Consider the following 25114-nt stretch of genomic DNA (forward strand, 5'->3'; position numbering starts at 1 on the left):
GAAGGGCTTCAGGTGCAGACCTTGAAGCCGCTGACGTTCGCTCTCGACGTCAGGTCTCTCGCACGAGCGCAGTCATCGCTTCGAGCAGCGTGACGTCCCCGCGCATGACATGCTGGCCGTTGTCGCGAAAGTGGAAAGTGCCGTCGTTGAACCCGTCGAGCATCTGGATGCGCGGCAGCGGGTTGCGCATGCCTTGCGCACGGAACAGTGGGTCCCAACCTGCGCGCGGCACAGCCGCCGCACTCACATCCCGCACGAGGGCGCGCGCGAGCGCGGCGGCGATGTCGTCCGGCGAGTAATGCTCCGGGCCTTCGATTTCCCAGATACGTTCGCCGTCGACATCCTGCTGCATCGCACGCGCGGCGAAATGGCCGACGTCGTTCGTCGACACCATCGGAATGGCCCGGTCCACCGGCGCCAGATAACTCGGCAGTTCGCCGCGTTCCCGGGCGGGCGCGATATCCCACGCGAAGTTCTCCATCAGCCAGGCAGGGCGCAGGAACGTTGTCGGCAGACCGACAGTGCGCACCGCGTCTTCGAACAGGCGCAGTGCGGTGATCAGGCTGGGTGTGTCGGAATCGGCACCAATGCTCGACAGGCACACCACCCGCTTGGGGTTCGTGGCGCTCAGCGCTTTGACGATGGCGTCGATCAGGTGCCGCGCGTGCGAGAAATCGAGTTCCGGGTCGGCGTTCGGCGGAAGCATCACAAAGACGGCCTCACTGCCACGAAAGGCGTTGGTCAGCGCATCGGCGTCACCGTTCTCCGCTACGGCGATCTCGCCGCCGAGCGTGGCCCAACGGCTCGACTTGACGGGGTCCTGAACGATGGCACGCAGTGGCAGGCCGGCCGTGAGCAGATCGTGTCCGATCACGCCGCCAACGCGACCCGTGATACCCATTACGGTGTACATAGTCACTCCTCACGCGCAGTAACGTTGCCGTAAAAGTAACACGGGATCGCAGTCGTCTCACAAATGCATCACGTCGGCGGATTTCTGTGTCGACGCCTGCGATGTGAGCGACGAGGACGACTGGGCGCGACGTGCATTGAGCAGTGCCGCGCCGGCATCGGCCAGACGTACGGCCTCTCGCGCGCGCTCGCACATGTCGCGCTCATAGGCGGTGATGGCTTGCCAGAGCGGCACGTGGCCGTGGGCGACCTCGCGCAGGTGCCGGGTCAGTTGCGCCGCGTCGCGCAACGCTGTGTTTGCACCGAGACCGCCGGCGGGGCTCATCGCGTGGACGGCATCGCCCAGCCCGGCGACGCCGTCGATCTGCCAGGGCAGCGGGCTGGCGGTGCTGCGCACGGGCGACACGCGCACCGTTTCCGGGACCGCGTGCGAGAACAGCGAGCCGAGATGCGGGTGCCATGACTGTGTCATCGACTCGATGCGCGCGAGTGGCATGGCGTCCGGCATTTCCGCACAGGTGTAGGCCGGGCCCAGCAGCGTTCGCGACGGACCGATGAACGCCCAGTACAGGTAATCGGAGACCGGTGTGAGCGGCATTTCGCTGGGCGTGCTCACTGTAGATAGCGTCGCCGATACCACGGATGACGTATCGCCACGCGGCGGACGACGGAACAGCATCGCCTCGACGATGACGGCGAACCCGTCGGCAAACACGACCGTGCTGCCTTCCATCGTGGTGGCCTCGCCGTGGGCGTCCATCAGCACGAGCAGGGCGGTCGACAGGGGCGTCAGGCCATAGATGCAGATGTCGCCCGTCTCGCGAGGGGCCATGCCTGGCAACACGTATTCGCGAACGCGGGATTGCGTGCCGTCTGCCGCAATGACGAGCCCCGGCAAACTGTGCGTGCCGTCGTCGAAATGGGCGACACGACGTCCGTCGGCAATCGTGGTCGTGCGCGAGAACGATTTGCCGAAATGCACGCGATCGAGAATGCCGTCGAGCAGAATTTCGCGAAGGGTCTGGCGATGGACGCTGACGTCGCCCGGGATGTCGGGCACGTGCGGCGTCGGGCGCGCGGCGGCGGTCGCGGAGCGCTGGCGATGGTCGGTGACGGCCGAGTCGGTGTGTGCGTCGTGCCAGCTCGGCGGCAGGACGACCTTGGCGTCTTCGAGTTGTGGGGTGACGAAGCGCCCGCCCGCGCGCGCGACGGCCGCACGCTCGCGAACGCGGTCGATGCCGCCGTCGGGCAGGCACTCGTTCAGGGCGTCGAGGCCGTTGGCGTCGATGCGCAGGCGATATCCCTGGAAACGGGCGTCGGGCGCGGGATCCCGCTCGTAGACATCGAACGAAATTCCCGCGCGGCGCAGACCCTGCGCCAGGCACAGGCCGCCCAGACCCGCGCCGATGATGGTGACGTGCAAGACAGACATGATTTCGATGGGCCGTCATGAGGCGGCCGGCAGTGGCACTTCGCTCATTGTCCGCGCGCTCGCGTGTGACCTGATAACATTGTTTGGTCATAAAACAATGCAAATCGGACAAACGTATGAGCATTGATTCTCCCGACCTGTCGCGCAGGAAACCCGATGTGGGGCTGATGCAACTTGAAGACTCGCCGTTCGCCCGATACAAGCCGAACGACCGGCTCGACGGTCCGCCCGTGTGGGCCTTCGGCGGGCGCGATCACGAGCGAAGTCTGTTCAGGATCGGCACGCGCGAGCTGGATTGGCATTCGCACGTCCGGGGACAATTGTTCTGTATTCACGCGGGATTGGCGCACGTGCATACGCCGTTTGGCGCGTGGGTGTTGCCGCCGTACCGAGCGGGATGGATTCCGCCCGGCGTTACGCATCGCGTGTCGCTATCGAGCGTGGTGAGCGGGTGGATCGTGCTGGTGACGCCAGCGGCTGCGACGACGTTGCCTTCCACGCCTTCCGTGGTGGGCGTGTCCGAGTTGCTGGCGGCGCTCGTCAAACGGGCCGTGTCTTGGGCGCTGCGGGACGTGCTGACGGACGAGGAGATGCGGCTTGCGCAGGTGCTGGTCGACGAGATCGCGCGCGCGCCCGCCGAGCCGCTCGGGTTGCCGATGCCGACCGATGCGCGTGTGGCGCGTGTGGCGCGTGCCGTGCTCGACGATCTCGGTGGGCAGGCCTCGCTGGAGGCGCTGGCGCAGCATGCCGGGATGTCGTCGCGTACGGCGCGGCGCTTGTTCGTGGCGGAAACGGGAATGGGGTTCACGCAGTGGCGGCAACAAGCGCGTCTGGTGAGTGCGTTAGAACGACTGGCAAACGGCGAGCCCGTCGGTACGATTGCCGACTCGCTCGGGTACTCGACCCCCAGCAATTTCATCGCCATGTTTCGGCGTGCCTTCGGTGAATCGCCAGGACGCTACTTTCGTCAGGTCGGGCCGCGTGTGCAGGCGGATGACGAGGAGGAAGCATGAGCCCGGCAGAGACGGCATCACCGCCGCCGTTCTCCCCGACAAGGCACGTCGATACGCTCGTGATCGGTGGCGGGCAATCGGCGCTGGCGACGGCGTACTTCCTGCGTCGATGGCACGTGAGCTATCAGGTGCTGGACGATCAGCCGGCTGCGGGCGGCGCATGGCAACGAGCATGGCCGTCGCTGCAACTTTTTTCGCCGGCGCAATGGTCGTCGCTGCCGGGGTGGCCCATGCGCGGCGGCGAGACGCATTACCCGTCGAGAGACGAGGTTGTGACGTACTTGCGTGAGTACGAAGCGCGTTATGAAGTGCCGGTGGAGCGTCCCGTGCGTGTGACGAATGTTGTCGCGCAGGCAGACGGATTGCGGGTGAGCACTGACCGTGGTGACTGGCTGGCCCGCACGGTGATCAGTGCGACGGGGTCATGGCGTTCACCGTACGTGCCGTCCTATCCGGGGCAGGAAGTGTTCGGCGGACTTCAGATGCATTCGGCGGAATATACAGGCGCGCAGGGGCTGCAAGGGCAGCGCGTGCTGGTCGTCGGTGGCGGCAATTCGGGGGCGCAGATCTACGCCGAAGTGTCGCGGGTGAGCGAGGCGACCTGGGTCACGCTAAGTCCACCGTCCTACTTGCCGGACGATGTCGACGGGCGCGTGTTGTTCGAACGTGCCACGGCGCGCTGGCAGGCCGTGCAGCACGGCTTGCCGGACCCGTATCCCGACAGCGGGCTGGCGCACATCGTCATGGTCCCATCGGTGCTTGAGGCGCGCTCGCGCGGGGTGCTGCGCACGGTGCGTCCGTTCTCGCGATTCGTCGAGGACGGTGTCGTCTGGGAAGACGGCACGCATACACCGGTCGACGTTGTCGTCTGGTGCACGGGATTCCGGCCTTCGCTGGGTCATTTGCGCGGTCTGGGCATTGCGCAGGCCGACGGGCGGATTCGCGTCGCCGGGACAAGGAGCGTTGACGAAGCGAGACTGTGGCTGGTTGGCTACGGCGAGTGGACGGGGTATGCATCCGCGACGCTGATCGGGGTGATGCGAAGCGCGCGGGCGACGGCGCAGGAGATCGTCACCCACCTTGCTGCGCCCGTGTCGTCGACTACGCAGCGCCGAAAGCACAGCACGGCGGGATAGAGTGGTTCTCATGCAGTGGCGGACGCGAGCGGGGCGGAGCCGGATGATCGCAAAAAAAGCCGCATATTTCGCACGAAAGCGCCTTCACTGCACATCGTTTATCCAACGTGTCGACGCCTGCCAGGTGAGGGCTTCGATGCGACAGAAGGTGCAGATGAAGATGGGAACACTCCGGAAAATTGATTCACGTATTACACGGTTCAAAGTGGGGCACGCGGATGCCCGGCACAAGCACGATGAGATGCGGTTGCATGAAAGAATCGCGTCAGTCGAGGCAGTACTGCCGACGCTGGCGACCAAGGAAGATCTCGCTAGGGAGATCGGTACCGTTCGTGCCGAGATACATCGCGAAGTCGGCGGCCTTAGAAGTGAGATGCATCAGGAGTTTGGAAAGGTGCGGCAGGAGATGCATCGGGGGCTCGGAGAGTTGCGGCAAGAGATGCATCGGGGGCTCGGAGAGTTGCGGCAGGAGATGCATCAGGGGTTTGGAGAGATACATCGAGAGTTTGGCAAAGTTCGCAGCGAAATTGCAGGCGAGATCGCGTCGGTCAGATCGGACATGCACGCGCTGGGTACGGGGTTGCACCGCGAACTACAGGCGTTGACGTGGCGACTGATCGGCACGATCGTGACGGTCGGCACGGCGCTTGTCGCCGCGACGCACTTTCTCTCGAAGATCAGCCCACCGTAGTCGCCGACGTGGCGCGCACCGAGAGGGCGGGATCGCCGCCGAAACGGTGCGCCGGTTGTCGATGCTCAGGCCCCCATTCGGGCGAGCCCTATGGGATCGTCTGCCAACAAGGACGGCCTGCCGCACACGGCAGGCCGCTCGTCTCGATCAGCCCATAAGTTTCGGTCGCTTGCCGGGGCCCGGCGAATGGAGCACGCGGCAAGGACTGACGAACTTGTCGCATGCCACGGCAGCTTGCGCGAACGTTTCGAAGTAGATCGCGTGATCGTCGTCGGTCACGTGCGCTTTTTCAATTTCCGAAGCCGCTTCGTTCCACGCCAGTCCCAGATATTCCCCGTGGTCATGAAACCACACCACGTAGCCTTGCCGGGCTAACGATTTCGGCACGTTCAGTGTTTTGCAGCTCTTGCGATTCTTCTTGACGACGTCGCTGCTCTTCTCGGTCTTCGCGTCTTTAGAAGCGCTCATGAAGGTCTCCCATGAATGTACGGTTAGGGTGTTTTCATGATGGCAGGAGTGAAGTGACGTGAGTTTCAGCATCGTCCGAATCGTTCTGCCTGATCGCTGTCACGCGCAAGGCTTCGGCGCTTTTCCCAATTGAACAAGCAAACCCTGTGAGCGCGTCGATCCATGTGCTACGCGGTGTTCCGCGTGGTGCGAGAGATCCGACGAGGACTGTGCCGCGTTCGATGCGAGATCTCCGGGCTATCAAGCGATTCGGAAATTACGTGATGCCAAGTGGGCAGCGACCTGATTGCCGAGCCGTAGCCAACGGACCTGACGAAATCTGTACGTCCCGTACGTGAAATGGGGCCACACGGCGCTGTCACTGCGTCACGCCAACCGTCGGCACACGTGCCCTCCCGGTGGCGCGAGCACGCCGATGAGCGAACCATAGAATCCGCTTCCCTCGTTACGCGTGTAACTTAGGGAAACAAAAAAATCGTTTAGGGATGCTCTTCTCGAAATGCCGAAGCCGTCGCAACGACGGCGGGGACACACGGCGACCTTGCCGCAAGGCGAAGCTCTGAGAGAAATGGGGTCATCGAACCGGTTCAGACCAGATATCTCCGAGTTCACGAAAGTCGCCGCATCATGAAAATTTTACCTTCTGTCCCACGGATTTCCGTGGATGACGTTGCTTCTGTGCACCCTCAAACTTGTCGGACAGGCGACGTTCATCACGCGATGGCCGCCGATCTGGTGCGCATTCGAAACGCTTGCGAAGGTATGCAAGCGGGTATTTCGCCCTCGGCTGTATATAAAAAAGCATTCGTCGTGGATGCCGCGCTTCTGAACGAGGTCATTCGTTCGCGGACCTCGCCCGCTGGCAAAGGACGTCCTGTCCTGGGCATTCCCGGTACGAATCCGTGTACCGAAAAGCGCGCCATCTCGTTGATGGACACGCGCACCGGACAGATCGTCAGTGTTGGCGATGCCCATCACCGCTTTTCGCAGCAGAGCATGTCGAAGCCGACGGCGATGGCACTGGCAATTCAGTTGATGGGCGGTCGTCCCGAGCGCTACGGCCGATATATCGGGATGCAGGCATCAGCGCTTCCCTATAACGATGCAACGCTCGCGCCCGATGGCCGTCCGTTCAATTCAAGTGTCAATATCGGCGCGCTCGCAACATGGATGCTGATCCAGATTCACACGCCGCAGGGACGCGACCCGTTCGAAGGCTTTCTCTCAATGATGAAGTCGTTGACGGGAAATTCGGGGCTGACCGTCAATGAAGCCATGGCCATTGGAGAGTTCGACTTCTGCCCGCCCGACCAGACGACGAGTCGCAATCGGCAATTGCTGGCGACGCTGGATGCGTCGGGATTTGTGGATGACGACAGCCTGACGATTTATGCGGTGCGCAAGTATGGCAACACGCTTGTTAACGCCAACTCGACACGTGACGGCCGACTGACGCCCGAGTTCGCACGGTCGTGCAGGCGAGCGCTTTCCGAAGACGCTTTTCTTAGCTATTGCAGGGCCTGCGCGGTGATGGTGAACACGGAGGACATGGCGAATGTTGCCGCGGTGTTTCGCAGTGGTGGCGTGCAGGTCGATGTGGAGAACGGGACGCGCAGGCAAATCCTGCCTGCCTCGATTGCGAACTATGTTCGATGCTCGAGCGACATCAGTGGCAGCTATGAAGAGTCGGGGACGCAGTTCAGGAAAAACGCATTCGGTGGAAAGACGGGCGTCGACGGAGGCATTTTCGGCAGTCTTTACCGACATGCAAATCTCGTCGTGGCGACGCATCACGCTGACTTGAACCCCGCGGGGAATTCCGGTGAAGGGCAAAAATGGATCGGTACACTGAACAAGCTGAACTTGGTGATGCCTTCAAAGCGACGCGCGACGTCGGGAATGGCGCGAGGGTTGATGCGTGCGCGACTGATGGCGGAGCAGCTGCCGTCTTATGCCCTTGGACCGTCTCCGCGTGAAATGGACGCGATGCTTCAAGCGGAGATGACCGCGCAGACGCGTCGCGCACTCACGGATGCCATGCCGGTCGTCGATGGAGAGAGGCGGGACTTCTATGCGAAAACGCCGAGCATCCGCAAGGCGAAGGGCGTTGCCGTCGACGGCACACAAGTGCTGTTGGCGCCTGACATTCACGGCAGGATGAAGCGGTACTACCACATGGCTCAAGACCGGCACGCGCTGGAGAAGATTGTCGTGGTCGACGAGACATCGAGGTCGGGGAATGCCGCGCGGGATGAGGACTGAGCCGTCGGACGAGACGAATGAATGCGTGGCTACGCCAGATTTATGCTAAATCGAGGGGGTGCACTGATGGAGTTAGGTCTTGTGGTGCCCAGGGCCGGAATCGAACCGGCACGCCTTGCGGCGGGGGATTTTGAGTCCCCTGCGTCTACCAATTTCACCACCTGGGCGGGTGTGCGGGCACCGAACGGTGTCGCAGCGTGAGACGTTCGATAAACCTCACGGCTCACCGGACGAAGGCGAGATTATGACCGAAATTTTCTTCCGCCACAAGCCCGCCCCAACAGCTTTGCGTCACCGGTGCTGCCAAACCTCTGGCCTGACAGCACCGGCAATCTTCCCGGTGTCCGGTTTCAGTCGGAGACGTAGACGAACTTGCCGTTCTTGATCTGTCCCATCACCCCGGCGCGCTGATCCAGACCAACGTGGTCCTGCGGGCTCAGATTCATGATGCCGTTGGGGATCGCGAGGTTATGCGTCGATTCCAGCGCGTCGCGCAATGCCACCCGGAACGCGGGCGTACCCGGCGCCGCAATCTTGGCGGCGCGCGGCACGGCGTCGTTGAGCAGATCCCATACACCGTATGCATCCGCCGCGAACTGGGTCACGGTGTCCGGGCCGTACTTCGCTTCGTACTTTTTCGTGAACGCGAGCGCTGCCTTGCGGGCCGGATGTCCGTCCGGCAGCGTCTTGGCGACAACGCCCGGCTGCGTCGGGAACAGGGTGCCCTCGACGTCCTTACCGCCTACACGGACGAAGTCGTACGTCGCGATACCGTGCGTCTGATAAATCTTGCCTGCGTAGCCGCGCTCCTGGAGCGTGCGCTGCGGCAGGGCAGCCGGCGTGCCTGAACCTGCGACCAGAATGGCGTCAGGCTTGGCCGACATCAGCTTCAGCGCCTGCCCGGTCACGCTCGTATCGGTCCGGTTGAAGCGCTCCTGCGCCACGATCTGCAACTTGCGAAGTGCGGCGAACTTCGAAAATTCTTTTAGCCAGCTATCGCCATAGGCGTCCGCAAATCCGATGAAGCCCACCGTCTTCACGCCATGGTTGGCCATGTAACGCGTCATCACGTCGGCCATGGCCGAATCGTTGGCGGCCATCTTGAAGGCCCAGCGACGTTTGGCGTCCTGCGGCTCTACCGCCACGGCTGATCCGATCAGCGTGATCATCGGCGTTTCCGCTTCGGAGATCGGGTCGAGCATGGCCAGTGCGCTCGGCGTGATGTTCGGGCCGACGATCACATCCACCTTGTTTTCGCTGATGAGCTTGCGCGTGTTTTTCACCGCCGTGCCGGGATCGGATGCGTCGTCAAGAAAGATGTAATGCACCTTCTGGCCGCCGATCTGATCAGGCCAAAGCTGCATGGCGTTCTTGCTGGCGATGCCGATAGCGGCCGCCGGACCCGTCGAGGACAGGTCGATGCCAACGGTGAGGTCGGCTCGGGCCGCTGTCACCACGCCGGACAACGTCAGAGCAAGCAAAACACCCGACAGGCGGATGCCGCGAAGAGGTGAGCGCATGAGGTCTCCTTTTGGTCGAATCGCGTAAGCATACCGCACCGCCTGCGTCAGACCAGCACGGAAAAATACTCCCCGATTCGTGTCGTGACGCTGGCCGTCGACTTGCCTCGATCACACCGCGAACCGAGTGAATCATTCAACGACCGGTTGTTATATGAAATTTAAAAATATCTTTGACGAAAGCTTGTTGTGTGTTTTAGTGTTTATTGAAATTGACTTTAATTGAGTAATTAATTGGTAATTAAAATTACTTGGCTTATATTATTTTGGTGTTTTTGAAAATTAAATATCGCTGAATTTCATTCTCGTGTCCGGAGAGCGAACAGCCAATGCATAGACTGTCGTGGGGGCGGAGGTGCATGACGATGCCCGGCGAGTGCTCACCGGCGGCACGGCGTGCGGTGATGGACGTGGCGCATCTTCCGATGGGCCACCACGTGACGCGGGGTGCTTGCCAGCGAAGCCTGACCGCCGTGATGGTGCTGCTTACGGCTATCGCAACGACTTCCGTTTGTGCGCAAACGTCGAATGGCGTCGCTAGCGTCATTCAAGCCGATCAGGTTGTTGCCCCCGAGAATCCCGTCACTTCGACAGTACCCGCCAAGGAAAAAGTGTCCTGGCATTCAAACGGCGACGGCGATTTCGACGCCAGCGATTTCTTGCTGAATCACCGCGGCGCTTTACCCATCCCGATGATCATTACGGAGCCGGCAATCGGTTACGGCGGCGGTGTTGCGCTGATGTTCTTTTCCGAGTCGATGGCCGACGCCGCGAGAAACGCTAAAGAAACCGGTGTCATGACGCCCCCGAACATCACTGCCGTCGGCGGCATGTACACCGAAAACGGAACATGGGGCGCGGGCCTCATGCACTTTCACACGTGGGGGGGTGATGCCATCCGGTACCTCGGGGGTATCGCCAAAGTGAACATGAAGACGGATTACTACGGTCTGTCGAACTCGCCCCGTACCTATCAGTTGAACGGCTGGCTTCTCGTGCAACAGGTGCTGTTTCGCATCGGGCATTCGCATTGGTATGTCGGACCGCGCTACACCTACTTCGATTCGAACACGCACTTCACGGGGCAGGTCGCGCAGGAGGTCGGTGTGCCCGACGCGCAGCGCCGTATCGGCAAGGTCGGTCTGGTGATCGACTACGACACGCGCGACAACATGTTCTTCCCGAATCGCGGCAGCTATATGGAACTGGAGCTTCAGGCGGCGCGCCCGTGGGCAGGTAGTTCGCAATCGTTCGAGACCTATAACGGACGCGGCTACACGTGGTTGCCGCTCGCGCGCGACTGGGTGCTCGGCTTGCGCCTCGACGGCCGCTTCTCTGCGGGCGATACGCCGTTCTACGCACAGCCCTATGTGAAGCTGCGCGGCGTGCAGCAAGGGCGATATCAGGACCAGAACGCGGCGATGGTGGAAGCCGAAGTGCGCTGGAACGTCACGCCGCGCTGGTCGGTGCTGGGATTCAGCGGCGCGGGACGTGCATGGGGCAAGTGGAAATCCTTCTCCGAGGCCGATGCCGTCGTGAGCGTCGGCGCGGGGTTCCGCTATCTCATCGCCGCCAAGCTGGGTCTGGCCGTAGGCATCGATGTCGCCCACAGCAAAGGGGAGAACGCCTTCTACATTCAGGTCGGCAGCGCGTGGCACTGACGACGGACCGTCAATACAACCGGTTTTCGAGAGCAGGGCACACTCATGGGAACGTGGCGTAGCGCGAGACGTTGGTGGGTCGTAGTGGGAACGTTCGCATGCCTTGCCGGCGTGACGCGCGAAGCCGCCGCCTGGGGCGCAGGGGCGACGGGGGCGACGATGGTCGCGCCGACGTCCGACGCCGGTGGCGACGTGGCGGCACGGCGTGGGTGGTATCGCGGCGTGATCGGGCCGACGGCCACCCCGTCAGGCGAGACCGCCGCGACATCGTCGGGTACCGCAGCGACGCCAGAGGACCGAGCGGCCGCAAACGCTTCGGCATCGTCGGGTGGCGCAGCCTCGCCGGACGCCACGCCATCGCCACCCGCCGCGCCGAAACATTGGGACCGCGCGCTGCCATTCTTCGCGCAACGCGTCGTCGATCGGGGATACGACCTGCCGAACCCCTATGACGTCGGTTACTCGTATTTCAACGGCACGCAGCGGTATCAACTCAGCAATTTGATGGTCGGCGCGAACGGCAATGGTCTGCGTTCGGCCGACTTCGTTCAGTTCGATCAGTCGCGCATTCGCAGCCAGTCGAACCAGTTTCAACTCGGCGCGTGGCTGTTCCCGTTCATGAACGTGTATGGCATCGTCGGCAACGTGCGCGGGGGCGGCGACATCAATATCGGCTTCTCGTCGCTGACGGCGCTCGAACAGTTTTTCGGATTGAACATCGGATGTGCGGGACGGCGTCCGGCGCCAAATTGCGCGAACCCGATCAAGTTGCCGACGGCGCACGCCGATTACAGCGGACACACCTACGGCGGCGGATTCACGTTGGTCGGCACCTACGGCGATCTGTTTTTTTCGCTACCGGTGACGTACACGGTCTCTGACATTTCCATGTCCGACTCGCTCATCCATTCATGGAACATCTCGCCGCGCATCGGCTGGAACTTCCACCTGGGCTCGGCGGGCATTCTCACCCCCTACGTCGGTGCCACATGGTTTCGCACGCGCGCCGTGATCACCGGGCACTTCGACGTGCCGATCGAAGCCGCAGGCGGTCAGACGCAGCGGCTCGACTATCAGATCGATCAGTCGGTCACGGGGAGCTGGAGTGGTGTGGCAGGGGTGAGCTGGGCGGCGAGCAAGCGCTTCGGGTTGCTCGCCGAGTTCGGCTACGGCTACAACCGTAGCGACGTCATCCTCACGGCCTTCCTGAGATTCTGATGCGCGTCCCGGCATTCATCGTGAGAGGACGACCGGCGCTGAGCGCTGTCCTGACGTCGACGGTTGTGGTCACGGCCGCGCACAGTAGCATCGCATTCGCCCAGACGCCGACGGACGCCGTCGCGCCGCCGCCGGCCGCGCAACAAGGCTGGCTCGACCGCCTGCTTGCGAAGCTGGGGGCGGCAGACAAGGTGGATATGAGTCATGGCATGGACTGGGGCGTCATGCCGGGGCCGTTCTACAACCCCGAGATGGGCTTTGGCATCGGTGCGGCCGCTGTCGGTCTATATAAGACGCGTGACGCCTTACCGACCACTCAACTCTCCACGCTGACCCTTCACGGTTTCGGCACGACGACCGGCGCGTTCGGCATTGGGGTCGACAACACCACCTTCTTCACCGACGACAGCTTTCGCTTCGTGATCGCCGGCGCAGTGGTGAACATGCCCACGCAGTACTGGGGCGTCGGCTACGACCGCGCGAGCAATGACGACAACCGCGAGAAGTACACCAAACGCAGCGCCTTCGTGCGTCCGACCTTCCTGTGGCGATTGTGGCCGAGCGCCTACGGCGGTTTCGGCGTCGACGCCCACTTCGATTCCGCCGTGAATCGCGACAAGGGCGACGCGAGCGCCTTCGTGACCGATCCCATCGGTCCGTACGTGCGCAGCATCGGTCTGAGCGCCAACTTCTCTTACGACACGCGCGACTTCATCCCCAACCCCTACAAAGGACAAGCGCTCTCGCTCACGACCACGGTCTACCGGCGCGCCTTCGGCAGCAGCACATCGTTCGAATCGCTCGAATGGGCCTACGACCACTACACGAAGTTTCGCCAGCGCGATGTGCTGGCGTTCGACGTCTATGGGAAGTTCAGTTGGGGAGATGTGCCGTGGAGCATGATGCCGACGTTTGGCGACGGCAAGCACATGCGTGGCTACTTTCTGGGGCAGTACCGCGACAGGAACATGCTCACGGCACAGGTCGAGTACCGGATGCATCTCGTCGGACGGCACGGTGTGGTCGCATGGATCGGGGCGGGCGCGATTGCCAACCGGCCGGGTGACCTGGCCTCCGCGCACTGGCTACCCAACGGCGGGGTCGGCTATCGCTTCGAATTCAAGCCGCGCGTGAATGTACGCTTCGACGTGGGCTTCGGCCGCCAGACGCGCGGTGCCTACTTTCAGATCAACGAAGCCTTCTGATCCATCAAAGCTCGTAGCTTTCGTGCTCGCCGCGCAGCGCCTGTTCGACCAGCTTGCGGGTGAGGATTGGTGAAAGCAGCTCAACCATCGTGAAGACATATCCGCGCAGATAAGCGCCTTGCTTGAGGGCGACGCGCGTCACGTTCGTCCCGAACAGATGTCCCACCTGAATCGCCCGGAGATTGCGGTCGCGCTCAGGGTCGAACGCCACCCCTGCCAGAATCCCCACGCCCAGCCCCAGCTCGACGTACGTCTTGATGACGTCGGCATCGATGGCTTCGAGCACGATATCCGGCTCCACGTGCCGCAGTGCGAACGCCTGATCGATCTTGGCGCGTCCGGCGAATTGGGGGTCATAAGTAATCAGCGAGTACTTCGCCAGATCCTCGATGCCTACCGACGGCAGTTGCAACAGCGGGTGATCGGGTGGCACGACCGCCACGTGCTGCCACTGATAGCACGGCAGCGACACCAGATCCTTATAGCCGGCGATGGCTTCCGTGGCGATCGCCAGATCGGCCTGATCGTGCAGCACCATCTCGGCGATCTGCGTCGGGCTGCCTTGCAGGATCGACAGACGCACCTTCGGATAGCGCTTCTTGAACTCGGCCACGGCGTGCGGCAGCGAGTAGCGCGCCTGCGTGTGCGTGGTGGCGATGGTCAGGCTGCCCTGATCCTGCGCGGCGTAGTCCTTGCCGATCCGCTTGAGGCTTTCCACCTCCATCAGGATCCGCTCGACGGACTCGAAGATGATGCGACCGGGCTCGGTCAGGTTGCGGATGCGCTTCCCATGACGGGCAAAGATGTCCACGCCAAGCTCTTCTTCAAGCTCGATGATGGCTTTGGAGACGCCCGGCTGTGAGGTAAACAGGGCTTTGGCGGCTTCCGTCAGGTTGAAATTCTGGCGGACGGCTTCGCGCACGAAACGGAACTGGTGCAGGTTCATTTGTATAACTTTAGAAAATATACAAACAATTTTTAATTCGTTTGAAGTATATAGCCTTTTCATTACAGTGGGTGCCACTGTTTCGATAACGTTATTCCCTACAGGCATTTAGGACCCACCAGGAACGTCATCCATGTCGCTGTGGCTCGAACCCCTTTCCGGATTTGGCGTCGGCCTGCTGGTCGGCCTGACCGGTGTAGGCGGCGGCTCGCTGATGACGCCCCTGCTGACGTTGCTCCTGGGTTATGCCGCTCCTGTGGCGGTGGGCACGGACCTCGCGTTTGCCGCCATCACCAAGAGTTTCGGGACGGTGGCACACCGCTCGCACGGCCATGTGAAGTGGCATATCGTGCGCCGGCTCACGCTGGGGGCGCTGCCGGCGGCGCTGGTCACGATCCTGTTTCTGAAGCGCCTTGGCGGTATCGACGAGTCGACGCTGCACGTCATCAAGCTGACGATTGCGGCCTCTGTGTTGCTGACGGTGCTTTCGCTGCTGTTCCGCGCCAAATTGCTGGCCGCGTTGCGCGCGCATCCGAACTGGCAACTGACGGGGCGTGCGCAAACGATCGCCACTGTCGTGGTCGGCGCGGTCATCGGCGTGCTTGTGACGATTTCCTCGATTGGCGCGGGCGCAGTGGGCGCGACGCTGATCCTGATGCTGTACCCGCAGTTGGAACCGGCCGAAGTCGCCGGTACGGATATCGCCTACGCGGTGCCGCTCACGGCTATCGCGGCGCTGGGCCATATCTGGCTTGAGACGGTGCACTGGGCACTGCTCGGCAGTCTGTTGATCGGCTCCCTGCCCGGGATCTGGCTCGGCGCGAAGCTCACCCGTCATCTGCCCGAGCGCATCGTGCGCGGGGCGCTGGCGGCGACGCTCACGCTCGCGGCAGTGAAGCTGGTCGGCTGACACCCCACACAAAACAAGGAGTTCGCGACATGCGAAACGAATCCCGCTGGGAACCGGCCCCGGCTGCAGCATCGTCGAGCGCGACGTCGGCCGTGGCCGATGCCGAGCATCAGGACATGGCGCTGCTCGACGAAATGGAAGCCGTGCTGGCCGAGCGTCTCGCCCGCATCGCAAGCGCGCATCGCAACGTGAAGTTCGCGAGCAGCCTTGCCGCCGAAGACATGCTCATCACGCACGTGATTCTGCGCCAGCAATTGCCGATCACCGTCTTCACGCTCAATACCGGACGCCTGCACGACGAGACCGTCGGCATGCTCGACAAGATCAAGGCGCGTTACGGCTACGACGTTGCGCAGTACGCGCCGCAAGCCGACGCGGTCGAAAAGTACGTCGCCGATCACGGTGCGAACGCCTTCTACGAAAGCGTGGACCTGCGTAAAGCCTGCTGCCAGATCCGCAAGGTCGAACCGCTGGGCCGGGCGCTTGCCGACGCCGATGCATGGCTCACCGGTCAGCGTCGGGAACAGTCGGTCACGCGTGGCGAACTGGCCTTCGCAGAACAGGACGATGCCCGTGGCATCGCCAAGTACAACCCGCTGTTCGACTGGACGGAAGCGCAGGTGTGGGCGTATCTCACCGCACGCGACGTGCCGGTGAACCCGCTGCACGCACGCGGCTACCCGAGCATCGGGTGTGAGCCGTGTACGCGTGCCATCCGCCCCGGCGAAGACAGCCGGGCAGGGCGCTGGTGGTGGGAGTCGCGTGACAGCAAGGAATGCGGGCTGCACGCGGGCAACCTGAGCAAGATCCCGGTGTCGGTGCAGTCGAACTGATACGGGCAAAGACATATGACGGTGTGATCGCGTAGCGCCATCGCGCAGCAGCACATCGTCGCAAGCCGAATCTCGGAAAACTCGGAATCGTCAAGGAAGGGAACACTATGGGTGCGATGCACGAAGTCGCGCAGGCCAATGGCTCGCGAATGGATCATCTGGACTGGCTCGAAGCCGAATCGATGTACATCCTGCGTGAGGTCGTGGCGGAGTGCCGCAAGCCCGCGCTGCTGTTCTCGGGCGGCAAGGACTCGGTCGTGGTGCTGCATCTCGCGCTCAAGGCCTTCGGCCTCGGCCCGGGTCGCAAGACGCAACTGCCGTTCCCGCTCGTGCACATCGACACCGGTCACAACTATCCGGAAGTGATCGAGTTCCGCGATCGTCACGCCAAGGCGCTCGGCGCTGAACTGGTCGTCGGTCACGTGGAAGACTCGATTGCACGCGGCACGGTGCGTTTGCGCCGCGAAACCGATTCGCGCAACGCCGCGCAGGCCGTGACGCTGCTCGAAACCATCGACGAGTACGGTTACGACGCCATGATCGGCGGTGCACGCCGTGACGAAGAGAAGGCTCGCGCGAAGGAGCGCATCTTCTCGTTCCGCGACGAGTTCGGTCAATGGGACCCGAAGGCTCAGCGCCCGGAACTGTGGCATCTGTTCAATGCCCGTCTGCACAAGGGCGAGCATCTGCGTGTGTTCCCGATCTCGAACTGGACGGAACTGGACGTGTGGCAATACATCGCCCGCGAAAACCTCGATCTGCCCTCGATCTATTACTCGCACGAACGTGAGATCGTGCGCCGCAACGGCCTGCTCGTGCCGGTCACGCCGCTCACGCCGAAGCAGGACGGTGAGTCGAGCGAACTGGCGTCGGTGCGCTTCCGTACGGTCGGCGACATCAGCTGCACGTGCCCGGTGGCGAGCGTTGCGTCGAGCCCGGTGGAGATCATCGCCGAGACGGCCGTGACCGACATCACCGAGCGTGGCGCCACCCGTATGGACGACCAGGCGTCGGAAGCGGCGATGGAGCAACGCAAGAAGCAGGGTTATTTCTGATGCGCGTACATTTATCGCGACCGTCAGACCCTATCAAAAGAACACCGGCCCGCCTGAGCGACCTAAGACCTACGCCGTCGCTCAGGGGCCACGCAATCGAGTTGAAGAGATCATGAGCCTCACCCCGCATCAGGAAGACCTCGGCGTGCTGCGTTTTATCACCGCTGGCAGCGTCGACGATGGCAAGAGCACGCTGATCGGCCGTCTGCTGTACGACAGCAAATCGGTGCTGACCGACCAGCTCTCCGCGCTCGCACGCGCCAAGCACAAGCGCACCGCCGGCGAAGACATCGACTTCTCGCTGCTGACCGACGGCCTCGAAGCCGAGCGCGAGCAGGGCATCACGATCGACGTCGCCTATCGTTATTTCACGACCGCACGTCGCAAGTTCATCATCGCCGACACGCCGGGCCACGAGCAGTACACCCGCAACATGGTCACGGGCGCATCGACGGCACACGCCGCCATCATTCTGGTCGATGCCACCCGTGTGAGCGAAGTCGACGGTCACACCGAACTGCTCGCGCAAACCAAGCGTCACAGCGCCATCGTGAAGCTGCTCGGCTTGCAGCACGTGATCGTCGCTATCAACAAGATGGACCTGATCGACTATAGCGAGACGGCGTTCAACGCGATTCGTGCGGCTTATCTGCAACTCGCGCAGCGACTCGGGTTGCAGGACGTGCGCTTCGTGCCGGTGTCGGCGCTCAAGGGCGACAACATCGTCTACGCGAGCGATCGCATGCCGTGGTATCAGGACGAGCCGCTGCTCGACATGCTCGAATCGCTGCCGGTCGCGCAAACGGGCGGTGAGCTGCGTTTCCCGGTGCAACTGGTGGCGCGTCAGGACGGCTCGCATGCCGACGACTTCCGTGGCTACATGGGCCGTGTGGAATCGGGCGCGGTGCGTCTGGGGCAGACGCTGCGCGTGTTGCCTGCCGGTCGTACCGCAACGGTGGCCGAGATCGTCGGCCCGCGCGGTCTGCTTGAAGAAGCGTTTGCGGGTCAGTGCGTGACGATTCGCCTGACGGAAGACGTGGACGTGTCGCGTGGCGACACCTTCGTGAGCGCCGATTCGGTGCTGGAGCCGTCGCGCAAGCTGGCGGCGGACGTCTGCTGGTTCGACGAAGATGCGCTCGCGCCGCAGCGCAAATATCTGCTCAAGCAGGCGACGAGCACGGTGTATGTGAAGGTCGGCAGCGTGGACACGGTACTCGACGTGAGCACGCTCTCGCACGGCACGGACAAGACGACGCTCGCCATGAACGATATCGGCCGCGTTCAGTTGAGCCTGCAAAAGCCGGTGGCCGCGGATACGTACGACGTCAACCCGGCGACGGGCGCGTTCGTGCTGATCGACGAAGCGACACATCACACTGTCGCGGCCGGGATGATCCGCTCGCTGGCGGCCTGATCCGGACGACACTTTTTCTCGCATTTGCAGACACATGGCGCGCTCAGATCGCGCCGGTGTCGGCCCACTGAACGACGGCAACATCATGACGACCACGCATTCGCAATCCGCCTCGCTCCCGGGCAAGGTCTATCTGGTGGGCGCCGGTCCCGGCGCAGCGGACCTGATCACCGTGCGCGGTGCGCGTTTGCTGGCGCAGGCCGACGTGGTGCTGCATGACGCATTGGTCGAGCCGGAAATGCTGGCCCTGTGCCCGCAGGCAAAGCTCGTCGCGGTGGGCAAGCGTTGCGGCAAACTCTCCAGCGCTCAGCAGTTCATCAACAAGCAACTGATCGACCACGCCCGTACGCATGGGCTGGTCGTGCGTCTGAAGGGCGGCGATCCGATGTTGTTCGGCCGCGCGGACGAAGAGTTGCGCGCTCTGGAAGCAGCAGGGATCGAAGTCGAAGTCGTGCCGGGTATCACGGCGGCGCTCGCGAGCGCAGCGACACTCGGCCGCTCGCTTACGTTGCGCGGCGTGTCGCGCAGCGTGGCGTTCGTCACGCAAAGTCGTGCGCCCGATTCGGCAGAGATCGCAACGCAAGCATCGGCCGATTCGCTCGTGTATTACATGGGACGCGACGCCGCCGCGCGTATCGCGGCCGAACTGATCGACGCAGGCAAGTCGCCGGGCACGCCGGTCGCCATCGTCGAGTCCGTCACGACGTCGCGCGAGCGTCGCACCTGCCTGACGCTGGGTGAACTGCGCGACGGTATCGCCGCGCCGTGGTTCGACAACTCGCAGCCGAGCGTCATTCTGGTGGGCGAAGTGTTTGCCGATGTGGCGTCGCATCGCATCGAAGAGATCGCGCGAACGTGGGTGAAATCGGCTGCTTGATAGCCGGACGAGCGTTACGCGGACGTCGTTTTCACGAGGTCCGCGCGCTAGAACGACTCACTTACGCGATCTCAGCGAGGGCAGCCCGAAAACGCTCTCGCTGACGCTCGGCCTCGTTGACCTGGGCGGCTTCTGCGGCACGCCAATCGTGGCCGGATCCGGCGTATTGAAAGTTTTTCGCCATGATGAGCGCACTCGCCGCAAAGCCTGTGGCGACACCCGCGACATAATTCACGCCGGTTCCGATGACTGCCCTGGCGGCCGATGTCAATGTCGATTGGGTCTGCTGCGCATGCGCCTCCGGGCATGACTTAACGATGGTGATTTCGCTTTTTGGAACGACAGGAGCACATGCAGATGCTGTTCCGGTTCTTCTCGCCGCAGCTCTGTCAGACTGAGGGAAGTAGCGGTTAAGCAACTCGTTGACCGTCTTTTCCTGCTTTCCGCAGTTCACTGCATCGACGAAGTCCTGCATCTTCTCAGCCGCAAGCGCCTCAGACATCTTGCTCAGATGCCCTGAAATTCGGTCGACCACCGACTGTTCATGAACGGCATCCCAGCGCTCGCGCGTCACGTGTGCCAGCACGCCCAGCATCATCGTCGTTTTTCGATCCGACGCGGTGCCGTACAGGGCGATGGCACGACTCAACTTGATCGGTGTTAGCGTTCCGTCGGCATGCAGAATGTTCGAGACCGCGTTGTCGTATCGGTTCCGAAGTCCGGTGAATTGTTCGTCAAATCGCGGACCCGCCGGACACATGTCGTTCGACAGTGGCAGTGTGAAAGGCGTGAAGGCCGGGCAGACGGGCGGGGTGTACGGGGGGAGTGCGGCGGCGAACATGGCAAGGCTCCTTCGGACAGTAGGTGAAGAACTGCGAATGGCGTTGGGCATTTAACGAACCGACGTCGCATGCGGCGGGCCTGACAACGCCTTCACGCAGTGTGTTCTTCGCACACATCGCCGGGCTTTCAGGAATCGCGCTCACAAGCCGAACGCCTCGCGCACGGAAACGAGGTTGTCGAAGTCCCGACGTAGGGGGAGGGTCGCCAGATCGTTTGTGTCCAGTTCCAGCGTTTCCACCGCTAACGAGTTGCCGACTGCCCGCATCTCGTACGCACCCGACATCGATTGCAGGTGCGCAAAGACCATCCTCAGCAACTCGGGGGCGTCGTCGTGGACCACGAGTGCGAGCGACGGATCGACGAAGTAGTACTTCGTCGCTTGCGCGTCGTCGATGTATTTGCCGAGTAATAACGTGCGCGTACCTGCGCGCACCTCGAAGCTGTGCGCCTCGTTGCCAAGACCGTCGAAGAGGGTCGAAAGCTGCCGCATTTTCGGCGCGTCAAACGGAACGTTCTTATATCGAATGTGCGCCCTGCCCAATTCGCTGAGATCTTCCATGAACCCCTGAGCATCCTCGCCGACACCGCGCGCCAACGTGTTGAAGCATTCGACGATGAAGCTTGTACTTCCTGTGTCGGCCGCAACGGCCGTTGCGCGCATCACCCCCGTGCGTGCGTGGCCGAGATAAATAAGCGGTCGTTGAGTGATCGGCAGGAACGATGCGCCGGCCGCCGTCGCCTGCTGCATCAGCGGGCTGTTGTCAGCAGCGCTCATCGAGTCGAGCGCGTTTTGTGCTTGGTCGATACGCCCGACCAGCGTGCCGAGCTTCTCACGATCGGACTCGGCCGCGTCGATGAATTCCAGTTTGAGCATGCGCGCACGCCATCGCTGCTCAGCTACGCTGTTAGCTGGCGCGGGCATCGGACCGTCGGCAACTGCCGTTCGTGCATTCTCGAAGATGTCACTGCGCTCGCGGCGTAGCGCGTTGTAGCGAGTCCAGAAGCCCCGATCGATATTCCATCCGACACCCCGCTCGTCCAGAGGCGGTGTGCGTGTGCTGCCTTGTGGGACCGTGTGCCAGCGCCCGCGCTCGTCCAGACGTATGAGCGGCCCTTCGCTTTCCCGCACCCGCGCGAGATCGAGCGGCTCGAGACGGAAGAATCCGGTGGCGTCGTCAAACGAGACATAGGCGCGTGCGTCGGAGGCGACCGACGCGTAGAGCCTGCCGTTCTCACGATACAAGCCGGGAATCAGCCGTTGTGCAGCGACCGGCGCGTCGTCAACGAAATAGGTGTACTTGCTGTTGCCTGGCAGCCACGCCATCGCCTTGTATTGCACGAGCGAGATGCCCTGGCTGCCAACTGCAGTGAGCATGGATTGCCATCCCTGCGCGCGCAGCGCTTCGTCGCCATCGACGTACGACACACTGACCGCGATCACTCCGGCACCGAAGTCCACGGCGGAAATGACCTCGCCCAGCGGCCGCAACTCAGGGACGATCCAACTGCCGAGGCCAGCGGCCAAATCGACGGCCGAGATTGAGCGCATGATACGAATGGCAACGCTGTGGTCCGTCGTGTTCGTTGCCGCTGGCGTGCGCGGCGTCATCGCGGTCTCGTAAGCGGATTCCAGCAACGTGAAGGTATCGCCGGTCAATGCTGGCGTTGTGACAACGGCATCGGGACGCGCGTCCTTGAGCCACGCGTTGTCGTCGGGATCTCGCTGAGCGATGGTGCCCGCGAGACGGCGGCGTGTCGTTGGATCGGCCGTTTGCTTAACGAACCAGGTTTCAAGCGCTGCGCGGTTGCCGAAGCCCCGGCAGCTCAGACCGTCTGGAAACATGGCGAGCAGCAGGAGCGGGCTGTGACCACGTGCACGCACGGACATCAAACCGGTCCGGTTACCTTGTACGGACAGCCACTCGCGCTCGACGTCGGGGTTATCGATGGTCTGCGCGAGATTGCTACGGTCCATACCGGCCAGTTTGATCGGACCGGCAATTCGTGTTGCGATATCCAGATGCGCCGCGCTTAACTCGCCTGCGGTGTGCTGGAGCCACATCTGTGCGACAAACTCCGATTTCATCGTCTCTCGGACATGGGCGCGATGTTGGCGCCAGAACTCCGCGATGGCCGTCTTTGCGCTCTCGAGGAAGGCACCGATGTTGCGCCTGTTCACCAAGTCGGTCGCTTTCAGCTTTGTGCCGCTGGCCGTGCGAAGCTCCTTCAGGTAGTAGTCGTTGGCGCCATGCCGGGTGTACACGTCGGGGAACACCCGCTTGTGCTGATAGGCGCTCGCGTACGTCAGGGCATCCGTGAGTGCCATCGGCCTCGGCTGTTGATCGATTTTTACGTAGAGATTGTCTGGATCCGCGTTGGGCAAGCCCAGCTTCATCAGTTCGCCCCGTAAGTGGTCGCGTGCGATCTTCGAGAACCTCGGGAGCGCGACCGAGATGGTGTGCCGTAGCGCCCGAACCCCGATGACGCCTCTCATGTCGCTCGGGGACATCGGTGAGATGAACGTCTTCATGGCGTGCGCAGACGTCTCGCGCGCGGCGCGCCGGGCCTTGATTCCCTCGTCGAATGCCGCCGTCGGGGTACCGATCAGCCATGCGCGATAGTCGGAGATGCGTGCGCGCGTTTTCGGACCTGCCAGGGGTAAAGGGGCGTCGAGTTCGATGACATCGAGGATCGTTCGTGTGGCGATTTCCGGTCCTCCGGCTTTGCCCATGTCCTGAAGGATGGGGGCGGAGAGATCGCAGGACGCCCCCGGGCGGATGCCAAGTGGCAACCGGTCGAAGAGACGATCGCGCAAACCGGCCGTGTTATTGCGAATCGCATCGATGAGTTTGGGCGGGCTCTCAAACGCGCGCCATGCAATCGGCTCGCCACGCATATACAGCAACGTGGCACCGTCGTCGGGCTGCTCGCAGACTACGAAGGTGCCAGCTGGCGACACGTGCCGGTGCCCGAGATCGCTTGTCACATTGAACGTCACCCGCCGGGCGAATGTCTCGGGAATCGACGACGCATCGTCGACAAGCAGGCGTGCTACAGCCCAGTCCGCCACGTAGGCCGCATGTCGAGGCAGCAGGCCATTCTTGTACGTCAGCCGAAGATCGACTTGCGCGAGTCTGGCGAACAATGTGTCAGGGCTGTCGGGGCGGCCCAGCCGGGTGACCTCCTGGGGAACCATCCATGTGGCAGCTTCTCGTGCCTGCGTGGCTTGCTCCCATTCGAGCACGATCTCCTGGAAGCGCTCCGCCGTCATCAGCATGGGAAGTTCTTTGACGGCACCTTCCGGCGTCATCGTACTCACGTCGAAGCTGGTACCGTCGGTCAGATCGCAAATGTCCAGATCGCCATCGACGATGAGTTGTGCGGCGGCTGGCAGCGACCAATAGGTGACTTGCTTGAGCCGCTGACCATCGGGGATCGGCTCATGTCGTCGAAGCCAGAGATCCGTCATATTCTTGCCCGCAAACTCGGGCGCATCCATCACCGTCTTCTCAAACAGTTGTCCTTCGCTCGGTGGCGACTCGAAAGTCAGTGCCTCGTCGAATTTCGCCGTCAGATCGCCGTGGACGGCGGCGCGGTAGCGCCAGATCAGCGCCGATTCGATCAGGAGCGACATCTCGGGTGAGATGGCTTGAAGCGAGCCCAGCTTGTCGATCGGTGGCAAGGGCTGCGGGGTGATGCGGGTTTTTCCCGTGGTGACCATTGGCGGCACGGCCGCCCCGGCGACCGGCGGGCCCGGCCAAGCGGGCAACGAGACGTGGTCGACGATGTAGTCGAGCATAGCGAGCGCGCGCTCAGGGATGCCGGTGGCGAGGGTGGAGAGTTCCTGACAGACGCTGGCGAGCGTGGGCAGTCGCGCGCCTGACGGTGGCGTATCCGTGGAGGGCGGCGGTTTGGTAAGGCTTGGGACCGAAAGATGAGGGGCGATGTCCGGAGGGATGCGGCTGACGTCTGCCATAGGAATGGTCGGGCGCAGCGACGAGGCATACAGCGCACCGAGTAGCCAGCCTGTCTTTCCCGATTTGGTGAAATCCGGAAACGGCGCGGGACCCGTCGTCTTCTCATCTGGCGGGCGCATGCTGGTCGGTCCGGTCAGAGGATCGACGCCGGAGCCGAGCCAGCGAAAGTCCTGCGCCATGGAAACTATGACGTCGCGCCAGTGCATGAAATAGCCGAGCCAGCCGCTTCCGTGACGGCAACTGTCGTGAAGCGGTTCGCTTGAACCGGCCACCGAACGCGATAGATCATAAAGTGCCGCGTCGCTGAGGATGCGCTCGCAAATCTCCTCAACGCTTTCACATGCCCCTCGCTCTGCGAGTTGGTTCGCCAGCGTTGCGGCACATGCCGAGGCGAGCCGTGGCTGAGTGTCGAACAGCCGCGCCAGTTTTTCGATGTGAACGGCGTCCAGTGCGGCGAGATCGTCCGGTGAGATGCCTGACGTCGTCATGTGAACCAGCAACGCTAGTGCCGGCCCGGTGACGGGCGATTCGTCGAGTCTCGCGCGGGCGACGTCGGCAAGGTTGCCGAAGCGTTCCATTGCGAGATCGACGTCGTGGGTGCGGGCTGTGGGCGGCGTGTGGTCGGTCGGAACGATCGACGCAGTGGAATTCGAGGGACCTGCAACGATGGCCTGCATGGCGAACGTCTCCTGTCGATTCTGCGTGGGCTTCGGAATTTGGGATCCGGAATTTGGCGATAGC

The 25114-nt window shown here is 62.6% G+C and carries 19 protein-coding genes and 1 tRNA gene; 12 read left to right on the forward strand and 8 right to left on the reverse strand.

All coding sequences use genetic code 11. The annotated features are described in order from the left end of the window. Window positions 1-49: 49 nt before the first annotated feature. Both PAQ31011_RS21125 and PAQ31011_RS21130 read right to left on the reverse strand, forming a co-directional pair. Entirely contained in the window at window positions 50-913 is an 864-nt protein-coding gene (locus tag PAQ31011_RS21125; RefSeq protein ID WP_150577672.1) for an NmrA family NAD(P)-binding protein, read from the reverse strand. Between the two features lie 57 nt (window positions 914-970). Continuing rightward, entirely contained in the window at window positions 971-2344 is a 1374-nt protein-coding gene (locus PAQ31011_RS21130) for an FAD-dependent oxidoreductase (protein WP_150577673.1), read from the reverse strand. Between the two features lie 167 nt (window positions 2345-2511). Here PAQ31011_RS21130 and PAQ31011_RS21135 point away from each other — a divergent pair, with 167 nt between their 5' ends. Genes PAQ31011_RS21135 through PAQ31011_RS21145 form a run of 3 tightly spaced genes read left to right on the forward strand, consistent with a single transcriptional unit; the run spans window position 2512 to window position 5184 of the window. Next, the gene (locus tag PAQ31011_RS21135; RefSeq protein WP_150577740.1) at window positions 2512-3357 is read left to right on the forward strand and encodes an AraC family transcriptional regulator; all 846 of its coding nucleotides are present in this window, start codon (window positions 2512-2514) and stop codon (window positions 3355-3357) included. Beyond that, on the forward strand, window positions 3354-4493 hold the full coding sequence (locus PAQ31011_RS21140; protein ID WP_150577674.1) for an ArsO family NAD(P)H-dependent flavin-containing monooxygenase: 1140 nt from the start codon (window positions 3354-3356) through the stop codon (window positions 4491-4493). The genes PAQ31011_RS21135 and PAQ31011_RS21140 overlap by 4 nt, the downstream gene beginning before the upstream one ends. Window positions 4494-4536: 43 nt before the next feature. Continuing rightward, entirely contained in the window at window positions 4537-5184 is a 648-nt protein-coding gene (locus PAQ31011_RS21145; RefSeq protein WP_150577675.1) for a hypothetical protein, read from the forward strand. Window positions 5185-5331: 147 nt separating this feature from the next. Here PAQ31011_RS21145 and PAQ31011_RS26785 read toward each other — a convergent pair whose 3' ends face one another. After that, a complete protein-coding gene (locus PAQ31011_RS26785; protein ID WP_246179708.1) occupies window positions 5332-5724 on the reverse strand; it encodes a hypothetical protein in 393 nt (130 codons plus the stop codon). A 648-nt stretch (window positions 5725-6372) separates the two neighbouring features. Between PAQ31011_RS26785 and PAQ31011_RS21155 the strand changes: the two genes are divergently transcribed. Further along, a complete protein-coding gene (locus PAQ31011_RS21155) occupies window positions 6373-7914 on the forward strand; it encodes a glutaminase (protein ID WP_174990222.1) in 1542 nt (513 codons plus the stop codon). Window positions 7915-7996: 82 nt separating this feature from the next. Here PAQ31011_RS21155 and PAQ31011_RS21160 read toward each other — a convergent pair. Together PAQ31011_RS21160 and PAQ31011_RS21165 are read right to left on the reverse strand one after the other, a co-directional pair. Further along, a tRNA-Leu gene (locus tag PAQ31011_RS21160) sits at window positions 7997-8081 on the reverse strand. 183 nt (window positions 8082-8264) lie between these two features. Continuing rightward, on the reverse strand, window positions 8265-9434 hold the full coding sequence (locus PAQ31011_RS21165) for an ABC transporter substrate-binding protein (RefSeq protein WP_150577677.1): 1170 nt from the start codon (window positions 9432-9434) through the stop codon (window positions 8265-8267). Between the two features lie 359 nt (window positions 9435-9793). Between PAQ31011_RS21165 and PAQ31011_RS21170 the strand changes: the two genes are divergently transcribed. The 3 genes from PAQ31011_RS21170 to PAQ31011_RS21180 all read left to right on the forward strand — a co-directional run bounded on the left by PAQ31011_RS21170 (window position 9794) and on the right by PAQ31011_RS21180 (window position 13518). Beyond that, the gene (locus PAQ31011_RS21170; protein WP_246179709.1) at window positions 9794-11095 is read left to right on the forward strand and encodes a BamA/TamA family outer membrane protein; all 1302 of its coding nucleotides are present in this window, start codon (window positions 9794-9796) and stop codon (window positions 11093-11095) included. A gap of 84 nt (window positions 11096-11179) precedes the next feature. Then, entirely contained in the window at window positions 11180-12313 is a 1134-nt protein-coding gene (locus PAQ31011_RS21175) for a hypothetical protein (protein WP_246179710.1), read from the forward strand. 20 nt (window positions 12314-12333) lie between these two features. Then, on the forward strand, window positions 12334-13518 hold the full coding sequence (locus PAQ31011_RS21180; RefSeq protein WP_150577678.1) for a BamA/TamA family outer membrane protein: 1185 nt from the start codon (window positions 12334-12336) through the stop codon (window positions 13516-13518). 4 nt (window positions 13519-13522) lie between these two features. On the opposite strand, the gene PAQ31011_RS21185 is transcribed toward PAQ31011_RS21180, so the two are convergent. Further along, window positions 13523-14464: a CysB family HTH-type transcriptional regulator gene (locus PAQ31011_RS21185; RefSeq protein ID WP_150577679.1), complete on the reverse strand. Its 942-nt coding sequence runs from the start codon at window positions 14462-14464 to the stop codon at window positions 13523-13525. Window positions 14465-14597: 133 nt separating this feature from the next. Here PAQ31011_RS21185 and PAQ31011_RS21190 point away from each other — a divergent pair, with 133 nt between their 5' ends. From PAQ31011_RS21190 to cobA, 5 genes are all read left to right on the forward strand, one after another. Then, window positions 14598-15374, forward strand: a complete 777-nt coding sequence (locus tag PAQ31011_RS21190; protein WP_150577680.1) for a sulfite exporter TauE/SafE family protein — start codon at window positions 14598-14600, stop codon at window positions 15372-15374. A 116-nt stretch (window positions 15375-15490) separates the two neighbouring features. Beyond that, window positions 15491-16207, forward strand: a complete 717-nt coding sequence (locus PAQ31011_RS21195; protein ID WP_150577744.1) for a phosphoadenylyl-sulfate reductase — start codon at window positions 15491-15493, stop codon at window positions 16205-16207. A gap of 107 nt (window positions 16208-16314) precedes the next feature. Next, a complete protein-coding gene (gene cysD / locus PAQ31011_RS21200; RefSeq protein WP_150577681.1) occupies window positions 16315-17262 on the forward strand; it encodes a sulfate adenylyltransferase subunit CysD in 948 nt (315 codons plus the stop codon). A gap of 112 nt (window positions 17263-17374) precedes the next feature. Then, window positions 17375-18676, forward strand: a complete 1302-nt coding sequence (locus PAQ31011_RS21205) for a sulfate adenylyltransferase subunit 1 (RefSeq protein ID WP_150577682.1) — start codon at window positions 17375-17377, stop codon at window positions 18674-18676. Between the two features lie 85 nt (window positions 18677-18761). Next, window positions 18762-19553, forward strand: a complete 792-nt coding sequence (cobA, locus tag PAQ31011_RS21210; RefSeq protein WP_150577745.1) for a uroporphyrinogen-III C-methyltransferase — start codon at window positions 18762-18764, stop codon at window positions 19551-19553. A gap of 61 nt (window positions 19554-19614) precedes the next feature. Here the strand turns inward: cobA and PAQ31011_RS21215 are convergent, their stop codons facing one another. Both PAQ31011_RS21215 and PAQ31011_RS21220 read right to left on the reverse strand, forming a co-directional pair. After that, complete coding sequence (locus PAQ31011_RS21215; protein WP_150577683.1) at window positions 19615-20394, reverse strand: hypothetical protein; 780 nt, start codon at window positions 20392-20394, stop codon at window positions 19615-19617. Between the two features lie 141 nt (window positions 20395-20535). After that, window positions 20536-25050: a dermonecrotic toxin domain-containing protein gene (locus PAQ31011_RS21220; RefSeq protein ID WP_150577684.1), complete on the reverse strand. Its 4515-nt coding sequence runs from the start codon at window positions 25048-25050 to the stop codon at window positions 20536-20538. Window positions 25051-25114 lie beyond the last annotated feature (64 nt).

Origin of the sequence: Pandoraea aquatica, from assembly GCF_902459565.1 — a bacterium.
In the GTDB taxonomy this organism is placed as follows: Bacteria; Pseudomonadota; Gammaproteobacteria; order Burkholderiales; family Burkholderiaceae; genus Pandoraea; species Pandoraea aquatica.